Consider the following 12582-nt stretch of genomic DNA (forward strand, 5'->3'; position numbering starts at 1 on the left):
TCGTTCGATATCGGACGAGGACTGAGAAATGGGTATCCGCAAGTACAAGCCGACGACTCCGGGCCGTCGTGGCTCCAGCGTCGCCGACTTCGTCGAGGTCACGCGGTCCACGCCGGAGAAGTCGCTGGTCCGTCCCCTGCACAGCAAGGGCGGCCGTAACAATTCCGGTCGTGTGACCGTTCGCCACCAGGGTGGCGGACACAAGCGCGCCTACCGCGTGATCGACTTCCGTCGTCACGACAAGGACGGCGTGCCGGCGAAGGTCGCGCACATCGAGTACGACCCCAACCGCACCGCGCGCATCGCGCTGCTGCACTACGCGGACGGCGAGAAGCGCTACATCCTCGCCCCGCGCAACCTGCAGCAGGGCGACCGCGTGGAGAACGGTCCCGGGGCCGACATCAAGCCGGGCAACAACCTGGCCCTCCGCAACATCCCGGTCGGTACCACGATCCACGCGATCGAGCTCCGTCCCGGTGGCGGTGCCAAGTTCGCCCGCTCCGCCGGCGCCTCCGTGCAGCTGCTCGCGAAGGAGGGCACCATGGCCCACCTCCGCATGCCGTCCGGAGAGATCCGCCTGGTCGACCAGCGCTGCCGCGCCACGGTCGGCGAGGTCGGCAACGCCGAGCAGAGCAACATCAACTGGGGCAAGGCGGGCCGCAAGCGGTGGCTGGGCGTTCGCCCGACCGTCCGTGGTGTGGTCATGAACCCGGTGGACCACCCGCACGGTGGTGGTGAGGGCCGGACCTCCGGTGGTCGTCACCCCGTGTCCCCGTGGGGCAAGAAGGAAGGCCGTACTCGTTCGCCCAAGAAGGCGTCGAACAAGTACATCGTCCGCCGCCGCAAGACGAACAAGAAGCGCTAAGGACGGGTTGAGATGCCTCGTAGCTTGAAGAAGGGACCCTTCGTCGACGACCACCTGATCAAGAAGGTGGACGTCCAGAACGAAGCCGGTACCAAGAACGTCATCAAGACCTGGTCCCGTCGCTCGATGATCGTCCCGGCGATGCTGGGCCACACGATCGCGGTGCACAATGGCAAGATCCACATCCCGGTGTTTGTCACCGAGTCGATGGTCGGCCACAAGCTCGGCGAGTTCTCGCCGACCCGCACCTTCCGGGGCCACGTCAAGGACGACCGGAAGTCGAAGCGCCGCTAGTCGGCGGGGTGCAATCGACCATGACAGACACTGAAGGGACAACCATGGAAGCCAGGGCCCAGGCGCGGTACATCCGCGTCACGCCCATGAAGGCCCGCCGCGTGGTGGACCTCATCCGTGGCATGGATGCCACGGAGGCTCAGGCGGTCCTGCGTTTCGCCCCGCAGGCCGCGAGCGTGCCGGTGGGCAAGGTGCTGGACAGCGCCATTGCCAACGCCGCGCACAACTACGACCACACCGACGCCGACAGCCTCTTCATTTCCGAGGCGTACGTCGACGAGGGCCCGACCCTGAAGCGGTTCCGGCCGCGCGCCCAGGGCCGCGCCTACCGGATCCGCAAGCGGACCAGCCACATCACCGTGGTCGTCAGCAGCAAGGAAGGAACCCGGTAATGGGCCAGAAGGTTAACCCGCATGGGTTCCGGCTCGGCATCACCACCGACTTCAAGTCGCGCTGGTACGCCGACAAGCTGTACAAGGACTACGTCAAGGAAGACGTCGCCATCCGTCGGATGATGACGTCCGGCATGGAGCGCGCCGGCATCTCGAAGGTGGAGATCGAGCGCACCCGTGACCGTGTCCGTGTGGACATCCACACCGCGCGTCCGGGCATCGTGATCGGCCGCCGTGGCGCCGAGGCCGACCGCATCCGCGGTGACCTCGAGAAGCTCACGGGCAAGCAGGTCCAGCTCAACATCCTCGAGGTCAAGAGCCCGGAGACGGACGCTCAGCTGGTGGCCCAGGCCGTCGCCGAGCAGCTGTCCTCCCGCGTCTCCTTCCGTCGTGCCATGCGCAAGAGCATGCAGGGCACGATGAAGGCCGGCGCCAAGGGCATCAAGATCCAGTGCGGTGGCCGCCTCGGCGGTGCCGAGATGTCCCGCTCGGAGTTCTACCGCGAGGGCCGTGTGCCCCTGCACACGCTCCGCGCGAACGTGGACTACGGCTTCTTCGAGGCCAAGACGACCTTCGGCCGCATCGGTGTGAAGGTCTGGATCTACAAGGGCGACGTCAAGAACATCGCCGAGGTCCGCGCCGAGAACGCTGCTGCCCGCGCCGGCAACCGCCCGGCCCGCGGCGGCGCCGACCGCCCGGCCCGTGGTGGCCGCGGTGGCGAGCGTGGCGGTCGCGGTCGCAAGCCGCAGCAGGCTCCCGCTGCCGAGGCCCCCAAGGCCGAGGCTCCGGCTGCCGCTCCGGCTGAGAGCACCGGAACGGAGGCCTGACCGACATGCTGATCCCCCGTAGGGTCAAGCACCGCAAGCAGCACCACCCGAAGCGCCGCGGTCAGGCCAAGGGCGGTACGACGGTCGCGTTCGGCGAGTACGGCATCCAGGCCCTCACGCCGGCGTACGTGACCAACCGCCAGATCGAGGCGGCCCGTATCGCGATGACCCGCCACATCAAGCGTGGCGGCAAGGTCTGGATCAACATCTACCCGGACCGCCCGCTCACGAAGAAGCCGGCCGAGACCCGCATGGGTTCCGGTAAGGGTTCGCCGGAGTGGTGGATCGCGAACGTGCACCCGGGCCGGGTCATGTTCGAGCTGTCCTACCCCAACGAGAAGATCGCCCGTGAGGCCCTCACTCGCGCAGCGCACAAGCTGCCGATGAAGTGCCGGATCGTCAAGCGCGAGGCAGGTGAAGCGTGATGTCGGCCGGTACCAAGGCGTCCGAGCTGCGCGAGCTGGGTGACGAGGAGCTTCTGGGGAAGCTCCGCGAAGCCAAGGAAGAGCTGTTCAACCTCCGCTTCCAGGCGGCGACCGGACAGCTTGAGAACCATGGCCGTCTGAAGGCGGTCCGCAAGGACATCGCGCGGATCTACACCCTGATGCGCGAGCGTGAGCTGGGCATCGAAACGGTGGAGAACGCCTGATGAGCGAGAACAACGTGACTGAGACCAACCCCGAGGTCCGGGGCGACCGTAAGACCCGCGAGGGCATCGTCGTCAGCGACAAGATGGACAAGACCGTCGTCGTCGCCGTCGAGGACCGCAAGAAGCACGCGCTGTACGGCAAGGTCATTCGCAGCACGAGCAAGCTCAAGGCCCACGACGAGCAGAACGCCGCCGGCATCGGCGACCGCGTCCTCCTGATGGAGACCCGGCCGCTGTCCGCGACGAAGCACTGGCGCATCGTCGAGATCCTCGAGAAGGCCAAGTAGGCGGTTCCCGCAAGGGAATCACCACCAGTACGTTCCCGCGGGGCATTCCCCGCAGGACAGTTCCGCCAGGCTCCGGGGGCCGATCCTGATCGGCCCCCGGGGAACCGGCAGACAAACAGGAGATAGACGTGATCCAGCAGGAGTCGCGACTGCGCGTCGCCGACAACACAGGTGCGAAGGAAATCCTTTGCATCCGTGTGCTCGGTGGCTCCGGTCGCCGCTACGCGGGCATCGGTGACGTCATCGTCGCCACCGTCAAGGACGCGATCCCCGGTGGCAACGTGAAGAAGGGTGACGTCATCAAGGCGGTCATCGTTCGCACCGTCAAGGAGCGCCGCCGTCCGGACGGCTCGTACATCCGCTTCGACGAGAACGCCGCCGTCATTCTGAAGAACGACGGCGACCCTCGTGGCACCCGTATCTTCGGCCCCGTGGGCCGTGAGCTGCGCGAGAAGAAGTTCATGAAGATCATCTCCCTCGCGCCGGAGGTGCTGTGAGCATGAAGATCAAGAAGGGTGACCTGGTCCAGGTCGTCACCGGCAAGGACAAGGGCAAGCAGGGCAAGGTCATCGCGGCCTTCCCCCGTGAGGACCGCGTCCTGGTCGAGGGTGTCAACCGGGTCAAGAAGCACACCAAGGCCGGCCCGACCGCCGGCGGTTCGCAGGCCGGTGGCATCGTGACCACCGAGGCCCCGGTCCACGTCTCCAACGTCCAGCTGGTCGTGGAGAAGGACGGCAAGAAGGTCGTCACGCGCGTCGGTTACCGCTTCGACGACGAGGGCAACAAGATCCGCGTTGCCAAGCGGACGGGTGAGGACATCTGATGACGACCACCACCACTCCGCGTCTGAAGACGAAGTACCGCGAGGAGATCGCGGGCAAGCTGCGCGAGCAGTTCTCCTACGAGAACGTCATGCAGGTTCCCGGCCTCGTCAAGATCGTGGTCAACATGGGTGTGGGCGACGCCGCCCGCGACTCCAAGCTGATCGAGGGCGCCATCCGCGACCTCACCACGATCACCGGTCAGAAGCCGGCCGTCACCAAGGCCCGCAAGTCCATCGCGCAGTTCAAGCTGCGTGAGGGCCAGCCGATCGGTGCGCACGTCACGCTGCGCGGCGACCGCATGTGGGAGTTCCTGGACCGCACCCTGTCGCTCGCGCTGCCGCGCATCCGCGACTTCCGTGGTCTGTCCCCCAAGCAGTTCGACGGCCGTGGCAACTACACCTTCGGTCTCACGGAGCAGGTCATGTTCCACGAGATCGACCAGGACAAGATCGACCGTGTCCGGGGTATGGACATCACCGTGGTCACCACGGCGACCAACGACGAAGAGGGCCGTGCCCTTCTCCGTCACCTCGGCTTCCCGTTCAAGGAGGCGTGAGCGAGATGGCGAAGAAGGCTCTCATCGCGAAGGCTGCTCGCAAGCCCAAGTTCGGAGTGCGCGGCTACACCCGCTGCCAGCGCTGCGGTCGTCCGCACTCCGTGTACCGCAAGTTCGGCCTGTGCCGCGTGTGCCTTCGTGAGATGGCTCACCGTGGCGAGCTGCCGGGCGTGACCAAGAGCTCCTGGTAATCCGGTAATTCCGGACTCCCAGGGCTCTCGGTAAGCAATGGGGACGGCAGGAGGCCCGCTCCGTATGGCTTAGGCTTGCGGGGTTGGGCACCTGCCGTGCCTAGACGACTTACTACGCCGTAGGTCCACCGCGCCGCACCCGTCCCGTCTCGGATCGGGGAGAGGGATGGCGCACCAGGAAACCACGGCGAGAGAGGCCGAAGGCCAATTCATGACCATGACTGATCCGATCGCAGACATGCTCACGCGTCTGCGGAACGCGAACTCGGCGTACCACGACACCGTGGCGATGCCGCACTCGAAGATCAAGTCGCACATCGCGGAGATCCTCCAGCAGGAGGGCTTCATCACGGGCTGGAAGACCGAGGACGCCGAGGTCGGCAAGAACCTCGTCCTCGAGCTGAAGTTCGGCCCGAACCGTGAGCGCTCCATCGCGGGCATCAAGCGGATCTCCAAGCCCGGTCTCCGGGTGTACGCGAAGTCCACCAACCTGCCGAAGGTGCTGGGCGGCCTCGGCGTGGCGATCATCTCCACGTCGCACGGGCTCCTCACTGGACAGCAGGCCGGCAAGAAGGGCGTGGGTGGGGAAGTCCTCGCCTACGTCTGGTAGCGGAAGGGAACGGAGGAAACAGCTATGTCGCGCATCGGCAAGCTCCCCATCGCGGTTCCCGCCGGCGTGGACGTCACCATCGACGGCCGTACGGTTTCGGTCAAGGGCCCCAAGGGCTCGCTGACCCACACCGTCGTGGCGCCGATCGAGATCGCCAAGGGTGAGGACGGCGTGCTGAGCGTCACCCGCCCCAACGACGAGCGTCAGAACAAGGCCCTGCACGGCCTGTCCCGCACGCTGGTGGCGAACATGATCACCGGCGTGACCCAGGGTTACGTGAAGAAGCTCGAGATCAGCGGTGTCGGTTACCGCGTGCTCGCCAAGGGTTCGAACCTGGAGTTCTCCCTCGGTTACAGCCACTCGATCACGGTGGAGGCCCCCGAGGGCATCACCTTCAAGGTCGAGAACCCGACGCACTTCTCGGTCGAGGGCATCGACAAGCAGAAGGTCGGCGAGGTTGCGGCGAACATCCGCAAGCTGCGCAAGCCCGACCCGTACAAGGCCAAGGGTGTCAAGTACGAGGGCGAAGTCATCCGGCGCAAGGTCGGAAAGGCGGGTAAGTAAGCCATGGCATACGGGCAGAAGATCCTCAAGGGCGACGCCTACAAGCGTGCTGCTATCAAGCGTCGTCACATCCGGATCCGCAAGAATGTCTCTGGTACCGCCGAGCGTCCCCGCCTGGTCGTGACCCGTTCCAACCGCCACATCGTGGCGCAGGTGATCGACGACCTGAAGGGTCACACCCTGGCGTCGGCCTCCACTCTGGACGCGTCGGTCCGTGGTGGCGAGGGCGACAAGTCCTCGCAGGCCAAGCAGGTCGGTGCCCTGGTCGCTGAGCGCGCCAAGGCCGCCGGTGTCGAGGCTGTCGTATTCGACCGCGGTGGCAACCGGTACGCGGGGCGCATCGCCGCCCTGGCGGACGCCGCCCGCGAAGCCGGACTGAAGTTCTGAGCCGCCCGTCGCGGCAGCGACTTGTGTTGCTGTGCAGCGCCGGAAACAGAGAGAGGTAATTCCAATGGCTGGACCCCAGCGCCGCGGTGGCGGTGCCGGTGGCGGCGAGCGGCGGGACCGGAAGGGCCGTGACGGCGGCGCAGCTGCCGCCGAGAAGACCGCGTACGTTGAGCGCGTCGTCGCGATCAACCGCGTCGCCAAGGTTGTGAAGGGTGGTCGTCGCTTCAGCTTCACCGCGCTGGTCGTGGTGGGCGACGGTGACGGCACCGTGGGTGTCGGATACGGCAAGGCCAAGGAGGTGCCGGCCGCCATCGCCAAGGGTGTTGAGGAGGCCAAGAAGCACTTCTTCAAGGTCCCCCGCATCCAGGGCACCATCCCGCACCCCATCCAGGGTGAGAAGGCTGCCGGCGTCGTGCTGCTCAAGCCCGCGTCCCCGGGTACCGGCGTTATCGCCGGTGGTCCGGTGCGTGCCGTGCTCGAGTGCGCCGGTATCCACGACATCCTGTCGAAGTCGCTCGGCTCCGACAACCAGATCAACATCGTGCACGCGACCGTGGCGGCCCTCAAGGGCCTGCAGCGTCCCGAGGAGGTCGCGGCCCGCCGCGGTCTGCCGCTCGAGGACGTGGCCCCCGCGGCTCTTCTCCGCGCACGTGCCGGGGCGGGTGCGTAATCATGGCGCAGCTCAAGATTACGCAGGTCAAGTCCTACATCGGCAGCAAGCAGAACCACCGTGACACCCTGCGTTCCCTTGGTCTCAAGGGGATCAACACGCAGGTCGTCAAGGAGGACCGCCCCGAGTTCCGCGGCATGGTGCACACCGTCCGCCACCTCGTGTCGGTCGAGGAGGTCGACTGATCATGGCGGAAAACAACCCGCTCAAGATCCACAACCTCCGTCCCGCCCCCGGCGCCAAGACCGCGAAGACCCGTGTCGGTCGTGGTGAGGCGTCGAAGGGTAAGACGGCCGGTCGTGGTACGAAGGGCACCAAGGCCCGTTACCAGGTTCCGGAGCGCTTCGAGGGTGGCCAGATGCCCCTCCACATGCGTCTCCCGAAGCTCAAGGGCTTCAAGAACCCGTTCAAGACCGAGTTCCAGGTCGTGAACCTGGAGAAGCTCGCCTCCCTCTACCCCGAGGGTGGAGAGGTCACGGTCGAGGACCTGGTCGCCAAGGGCGCCGTGCGCAAGAACAGCCTCGTCAAGGTCCTGGGCCAGGGCGAGATCTCCGTGGCGCTGCAGGTGACGGTCGACGCCGTCTCCGGCTCCGCCAAGGAGAAGATCACCGCCGCCGGCGGTACCGTCACCGAGCTCGTCTGACTTCTTCAGGTGTCTCGATGACGTAGAGCGATCCCGACCGGGGATACCCCACAAAAGGGGTATCCCCGGTTGGTCGTTCCTAGGGTGGCAGTGTCGCCGGTAAGGTGGCCTGGCTGCCCATGTACCTCGGGTGCCTCATACGGGGCACTCAGGGCGGCAGTTGACCGTTACGTATTCGTCCTTAGTCGGAATCTCAAAACCGTCACCCTTGACGCAGTCGCGCGGGGGGTCGCAGGAGGCACCGTGCTCACCGCGTTCGCCCGGGCGTTCAAGACGCCCGACCTGCGCAAGAAGCTGCTCTTCACGCTCGGCATCATCGTGGTGTACCGGGTCGGTACGCACATCCCGATCCCGGGCGTCGACTACCGGAACGTCCAAATCTGCCTCGATCAGGCCGAGGCGAACCAGGGCCTGTTCGGTCTGGTGAACATGTTCAGCGGCGGCGCGCTGCTCCAGATCACGATCTTCGCGCTGGGCATCATGCCGTACATCACGGCGAGCATCATCCTGCAGCTGCTGACCGTCGTGATCCCGCGCCTGGAAGCCCTGAAGAAGGAGGGCCAGGCCGGTACGGCGAAGATCACGCAGTACACCCGTTATCTGACGGTGGCACTGGCCATCCTGCAGGGCACCGGCCTGGTGGCCACCGCCCGCAGCGGCTCCCTCTTCCAGGGCTGCTCGGTGGGTGGTCAGATCGTCCCGGACCGGTCGATGTTCGTGACCATCACCATGGTCATCACCATGACCGCCGGTACGGCCGTCGTCATGTGGCTCGGTGAGCTGATCACCGACCGCGGCATCGGCAACGGCATGTCGATCCTGATGTTCATCTCGATCGCCGCGACCTTCCCCTCCGCCCTGTGGGCGATCAAGGAGCAGGGCACCCTGGCGGACGGCTGGATCGAGTTCGGCACCGTCATGATCGTCGGGTTCGTGATGGTCGGCCTGGTCGTCTTCGTCGAGCAGGCCCAGCGCCGGATTCCGGTGCAGTACGCGAAGCGCATGATCGGCCGCCGTTCCTACGGCGGTACGTCCACCTACATCCCGCTCAAGGTGAACCAGGCGGGTGTCATCCCCGTCATCTTCGCCTCGTCGCTGCTTTACATTCCGGCGCTGATCGTCCAGTTCTCCAGTTCGACGGCCGGTTGGGCCACCTGGATCCAGAAGAACCTCGCCGACACGGGCGCGACACCGCACATCATCCTGTACTTCTTCCTCATCGTGTTCTTCGCATTCTTCTATGTGGCGATCACCTTCAACCCCGAAGAAGTCGCCGACAACATGAAGAAGTATGGTGGCTTCATCCCGGGCATCCGGGCTGGCCGACCGACCGCTGAGTACCTCAGCTACGTACTCAACCGGATCACCTGGCCGGGTTCGCTGTACTTGGGTCTGATCTCTCTCGTGCCGACAATGGCGTTGGCTGGTTTCGGGGCAAACCAGAACTTCCCGTTCGGCGGGACCAGCATCCTGATCATCGTGGGTGTCGGTCTCGAGACGGTGAGGCAGATCGAGAGCCAGCTCCAGCAGCGCAATTACGAAGGGTTCCTCCGCTGATGCGAATCGTCCTCGTCGGACCGCCGGGTGCCGGTAAAGGTACGCAGGCGACCCGCCTTGCCGAGAAATTGCGCATCCCGCACATCTCCACGGGTGACCTGTTCCGCGCCAACATCAGCCGGCAGACCGAGCTGGGGAAGCTCGCGAAGTCCTACATGGACGCGGGCAATCTGGTCCCCGACGAGGTCACGATCGCCATGGCCAAGGACCGCATGGAGCAGTCCGACGCCGAGGGCGGTTTCCTGCTGGACGGCTTCCCGCGCAATGTGTCGCAGGCCGGCGCGCTGGACGAGCTGCTGCAGACCGAGGGCATCAAGCTGGACGCGGTGCTCGATCTGGAAGCGCCCGAGGACGAGGTAGTCAAGCGGATCGCCGGGCGGCGGGTCTGCCGCAAGGATTCCGCGCATGTGTTCCATGTGACGTACAGCCCGCCGAAGCAGGAGGGTGTCTGCGACGTCTGTGGTGGTGAGCTGTACCAGCGGGACGACGACTCGGAGTCGACGGTGCGGACGCGGCTGGAGGTCTACCACACGCAGACCGAGCCGATCATCGACTACTACCGGGCGCAGGGGCTGGTTGTCACCATCTCGGCGATGGGGCCGGTCGATGAGGTCACCGCGCGGGCGCTGGAGGCGTTGAGCGGTAAGTAGTTTCTTGTACGTCGGTGACGGCCGCGGTTCCTTTGTGTAAGGGGCCGCGGCTGTTGCTTGTGGCGGGGGTGGGTTGCGCTGCCCGGCGCTTGCGGGGTGCCGTCGCGCCCACCCGTGCGGTGGGGTTGGGCAGGTGCCCGGTGTTGGTGTGGAGCGGGGGGTGTTCGCGCGGCCCGGCGCTTGCGGGGTGCCGTCGCGCCCACCCGTGCCGCCCCAGCGGCACGACTGCCCGCGGAGGGCGGGGGTCGGCCGCCGTGGCGGCCCAGCGGCGCTCTCGGGTGGTATGACTGCCCGCGGAGGGCGGGGGTCGGCCGTCGTGCGGCTCGGCGGCGGGATTGTCCTTGGAGGGCGGGGCCCGCCGTGCCGACCTGGCGCAGTTATTGTGGTAGGCGTTCGTTACTCCCTGGTCCAGGAAGGCCGTCGTCCCCATGGTGCAGATCAAGAGCCCTGAGCAGATCGCCAAGATGCGTGAGGCAGGGTTGGTCGTCGCCGCCATTCACGCGGCCACCCGTGAGGCCGCCGTGCCCGGGGCCACCACGAAGGATCTCGACCAGGTCGCCCGCAAGGTGCTCGCGGAGCACGACGCCAAGCCGAACTTCCTCGGCTACGGCGGTTTCCCCGCGACGATCTGCACCTCGGTGAACGAGGTCGTCGTCCACGGCATCCCCTCCGACGGCGTCGTCCTCAAGGACGGCGACATCATCTCCATCGACTGCGGCGCGATCATCGACGGCTGGCACGGCGACGCCGCGTACACCGCGTTCGTCGGCTCCGGGCACTCTCCCGAGCTGGTCGAGCTGTCCCGGGTGACCGAGGAGTCGATGTGGGCCGGCATCGCGGCCATGAAGCAGGGCAACCGGCTCGTCGACATCTCCCGCGCCGTCGAGACGTACATCCGCCGCCAGCCGAAGCCGGGCGGCGGTAAGTACGGGATCGTCGAGGACTACGGCGGCCACGGCATCGGCACCGAGATGCACATGGACCCGCACCTGCTGAACTACGTCGACCGCAAGCGCGGCAAGGGCCCCAAGCTGGTCCCGGGCTTCTGCCTGGCCATCGAGCCGATGGTGTCCCTGGGCACCCCGAAGACCGAGGTCCTCTCCGACGACTGGACCGTCATCACCACCGACGGCACCTGGTCCTCCCACTGGGAACACTCCGTCGCCCTCACCGCCGAGGGCCCCCTGGTCCTCACCGCCCCCGACGGCGGCAAGGCGAAGCTCGCGGAGCTGGGTATCACGGCGGCTCCGGATCCGCTGGGCTGACGGCCGGGCCCGTCGGCCGGAGGCCGGCGCAGCGGCTCGAAGCCTGTGAGGCGCCCCGGGCGCCGAGCCCGCGAGAGCGGCGTCAGGGATCGGGTCGGCGGCAAGGCGAAGCTCGCGGAGCTGGGCATCGCGGCGGCTCCGGATCCGCTGGGCTGACGGGCCGGGCCCGTCGGGCGGAGGCAGGCGCGGCGATCCGGTTGGTTAAGGATCTCGAGGGTGGGGCAGGATTTCTCGATTCGTGTTTCCGGGGGCCCTGACGTAGACTGACTCGTCGGCTCTTGTGCACCCGCATGTCTGCATGTATGACTCACGGTGCACGCCAGAGTCGATCAAGGTAGTCGATTCGAAGGGCGAAGCGTGGCCAAGAAGCAAGGTGCCATCGAGATCGAGGGCACTGTCGTCGAGTCTCTTCCGAACGCCATGTTCAAGGTCGAGCTCCAGAACGGCCACCAGGTCCTGGCACACATCAGCGGCAAGATGCGCATGCACTACATCCGTATCCTCCCTGACGACCGGGTCGTGGTGGAGCTGTCTCCGTACGACCTGACGCGTGGCCGGATCGTCTACCGGTACAAGTAGATCTTGCCCCCACCCCGGCCCGCCGGGGCGATGGCACTGACCCGGAGAACCTCACACCCATGAAGGTCAAGCCGAGCGTCAAGAAGATCTGCGACAAGTGCAGGGTGATCCGCCGTCACGGCCGGGTCATGGTCATCTGCGAGAACCCGCGCCACAAGCAGCGCCAGGGCTGACCGCAGCACGATCGACCCTCTGCGACTTTCCGCAGAACTTCGCGCGACGCGAGTAACACACGTTCATACGCAGGTCCCGAGCCGAACCGGCTCGACACCCCCGGCTCGGAGGCCGGGGACCCGGTCCGTACCTGGTACGGCGGACTGGGATCCGGTCCTGTGGAAGACCTCCGACAATCAACTGGAGCCATTGAATGGCACGCGTTTCCGGTGTTGACATTCCGCGCGAAAAGCGCGTGGAGATCGCCCTCACCTACGTGTTCGGCATCGGCCGGACCCTTTCGCAGCAGACGCTGGCCGCCACCGGCATCGACCCGAACACCCGCGTTCGCGACCTCTCCGAGGAGCAGCTCGTCGCGATCCGTGAGTTCGTGGACAGCAACATCAAGACCGAGGGTGACCTCCGTCGCGAGATCCAGGCCGACATCCGCCGCAAGGTCGAGATCGGTACCTACCAGGGTCTCCGTCACCGTCGCGGTCTGCCCGTCCGCGGTCAGCGCACCAGCACCAACGCGCGTACCCGCAAGGGCCCGCGTCGCGCCATCGCCGGCAAGAAGAAGCCGGGCAAGAAGTAGTCCACAGCGGACTTCGCCGTCCAG

General features: G+C 66.3%; 23 protein-coding genes. All 23 read left to right on the forward strand.

Annotated features, from left to right (window positions below; translation table 11 throughout):
• Positions 1-28 precede the first annotated feature (28 nt).
• Entirely contained in the window at positions 29-865 is an 837-nt protein-coding gene (rplB, locus tag IF28_RS0117855) for a 50S ribosomal protein L2 (RefSeq protein WP_030220992.1), read from the forward strand.
• A gap of 12 nt (positions 866-877) precedes the next feature.
• The gene (gene rpsS, locus IF28_RS0117860) at positions 878-1159 is read left to right on the forward strand and encodes a 30S ribosomal protein S19 (RefSeq protein ID WP_030220994.1); all 282 of its coding nucleotides are present in this window, start codon (positions 878-880) and stop codon (positions 1157-1159) included.
• A 44-nt stretch (positions 1160-1203) separates the two neighbouring features.
• A complete protein-coding gene (gene rplV / locus IF28_RS0117865; RefSeq protein ID WP_003974262.1) occupies positions 1204-1551 on the forward strand; it encodes a 50S ribosomal protein L22 in 348 nt (115 codons plus the stop codon).
• Complete coding sequence (gene rpsC, locus IF28_RS0117870; protein WP_030220998.1) at positions 1551-2378, forward strand: 30S ribosomal protein S3; 828 nt, start codon at positions 1551-1553, stop codon at positions 2376-2378. The genes rplV and rpsC overlap by 1 nt, the downstream gene beginning before the upstream one ends.
• A 5-nt stretch (positions 2379-2383) precedes the next feature.
• The gene (gene rplP, locus IF28_RS0117875) at positions 2384-2803 is read left to right on the forward strand and encodes a 50S ribosomal protein L16 (RefSeq protein ID WP_004927269.1); all 420 of its coding nucleotides are present in this window, start codon (positions 2384-2386) and stop codon (positions 2801-2803) included.
• Complete coding sequence (gene rpmC, locus IF28_RS0117880; protein ID WP_030221001.1) at positions 2803-3027, forward strand: 50S ribosomal protein L29; 225 nt, start codon at positions 2803-2805, stop codon at positions 3025-3027. The genes rplP and rpmC overlap by 1 nt, the downstream gene beginning before the upstream one ends.
• Positions 3027-3314, forward strand: coding sequence for a 30S ribosomal protein S17 (gene rpsQ, locus IF28_RS0117885; protein WP_030221003.1), 288 nt, complete (start codon positions 3027-3029; stop codon positions 3312-3314). The genes rpmC and rpsQ overlap by 1 nt, the downstream gene beginning before the upstream one ends.
• A 128-nt stretch (positions 3315-3442) precedes the next feature.
• A complete protein-coding gene (gene rplN, locus IF28_RS0117890) occupies positions 3443-3811 on the forward strand; it encodes a 50S ribosomal protein L14 (protein ID WP_003992364.1) in 369 nt (122 codons plus the stop codon).
• 2 nt (positions 3812-3813) lie between these two features.
• On the forward strand, positions 3814-4137 hold the full coding sequence (gene rplX / locus IF28_RS0117895) for a 50S ribosomal protein L24 (RefSeq protein ID WP_030221007.1): 324 nt from the start codon (positions 3814-3816) through the stop codon (positions 4135-4137).
• Positions 4137-4694, forward strand: coding sequence for a 50S ribosomal protein L5 (rplE, locus tag IF28_RS0117900; protein ID WP_006130773.1), 558 nt, complete (start codon positions 4137-4139; stop codon positions 4692-4694). Before rplX ends, rplE begins: the two co-directional genes overlap by 1 nt.
• Positions 4695-4699: 5 nt before the next feature.
• Positions 4700-4885 carry a type Z 30S ribosomal protein S14 gene (locus IF28_RS0117905; protein ID WP_003948630.1) on the forward strand — a complete coding sequence of 62 codons (186 nt, stop codon included), beginning with the start codon at positions 4700-4702 and terminating at the stop codon, positions 4883-4885.
• A gap of 211 nt (positions 4886-5096) precedes the next feature.
• Positions 5097-5495 (forward strand): 30S ribosomal protein S8, encoded by a 399-nt coding sequence (gene rpsH, locus IF28_RS0117910; protein WP_030221010.1) that lies wholly within the window; start codon positions 5097-5099, stop codon positions 5493-5495.
• A 24-nt stretch (positions 5496-5519) separates the two neighbouring features.
• Positions 5520-6059: a 50S ribosomal protein L6 gene (gene rplF / locus IF28_RS0117915; protein ID WP_030221012.1), complete on the forward strand. Its 540-nt coding sequence runs from the start codon at positions 5520-5522 to the stop codon at positions 6057-6059.
• A gap of 3 nt (positions 6060-6062) precedes the next feature.
• Positions 6063-6446: a 50S ribosomal protein L18 gene (gene rplR, locus IF28_RS0117920; protein ID WP_030221013.1), complete on the forward strand. Its 384-nt coding sequence runs from the start codon at positions 6063-6065 to the stop codon at positions 6444-6446.
• 64 nt (positions 6447-6510) lie between these two features.
• Positions 6511-7116: a 30S ribosomal protein S5 gene (gene rpsE / locus IF28_RS0117925; RefSeq protein ID WP_030221015.1), complete on the forward strand. Its 606-nt coding sequence runs from the start codon at positions 6511-6513 to the stop codon at positions 7114-7116.
• Positions 7117-7118: 2 nt separating this feature from the next.
• Entirely contained in the window at positions 7119-7301 is a 183-nt protein-coding gene (gene rpmD, locus IF28_RS0117930; protein ID WP_006140898.1) for a 50S ribosomal protein L30, read from the forward strand.
• 2 nt (positions 7302-7303) lie between these two features.
• The gene (gene rplO / locus IF28_RS0117935; RefSeq protein WP_030221018.1) at positions 7304-7759 is read left to right on the forward strand and encodes a 50S ribosomal protein L15; all 456 of its coding nucleotides are present in this window, start codon (positions 7304-7306) and stop codon (positions 7757-7759) included.
• 243 nt (positions 7760-8002) lie between these two features.
• Positions 8003-9316: a preprotein translocase subunit SecY gene (gene secY, locus IF28_RS0117940; protein ID WP_030221021.1), complete on the forward strand. Its 1314-nt coding sequence runs from the start codon at positions 8003-8005 to the stop codon at positions 9314-9316.
• Positions 9316-9966, forward strand: a complete 651-nt coding sequence (locus IF28_RS0117945; RefSeq protein WP_030221025.1) for an adenylate kinase — start codon at positions 9316-9318, stop codon at positions 9964-9966. Before secY ends, IF28_RS0117945 begins: the two co-directional genes overlap by 1 nt.
• A 428-nt stretch (positions 9967-10394) precedes the next feature.
• Entirely contained in the window at positions 10395-11231 is an 837-nt protein-coding gene (gene map, locus IF28_RS0117950; RefSeq protein ID WP_030221027.1) for a type I methionyl aminopeptidase, read from the forward strand.
• A gap of 357 nt (positions 11232-11588) precedes the next feature.
• Entirely contained in the window at positions 11589-11810 is a 222-nt protein-coding gene (infA, locus tag IF28_RS0117955) for a translation initiation factor IF-1 (protein ID WP_003948620.1), read from the forward strand.
• Between the two features lie 59 nt (positions 11811-11869).
• The gene (gene rpmJ, locus IF28_RS0117960; protein WP_003998809.1) at positions 11870-11983 is read left to right on the forward strand and encodes a 50S ribosomal protein L36; all 114 of its coding nucleotides are present in this window, start codon (positions 11870-11872) and stop codon (positions 11981-11983) included.
• Between the two features lie 194 nt (positions 11984-12177).
• Positions 12178-12558, forward strand: a complete 381-nt coding sequence (rpsM, locus tag IF28_RS0117965) for a 30S ribosomal protein S13 (RefSeq protein ID WP_030221030.1) — start codon at positions 12178-12180, stop codon at positions 12556-12558.
• The last annotated feature ends 24 nt before the right edge of the window (positions 12559-12582 follow it).

The sequence above is a fragment of the Streptomyces sp. NRRL WC-3626 genome, from assembly GCF_000718785.1.
Lineage (GTDB): Bacteria > Actinomycetota > Actinomycetes > Streptomycetales > Streptomycetaceae > Streptomyces > Streptomyces edwardsiae.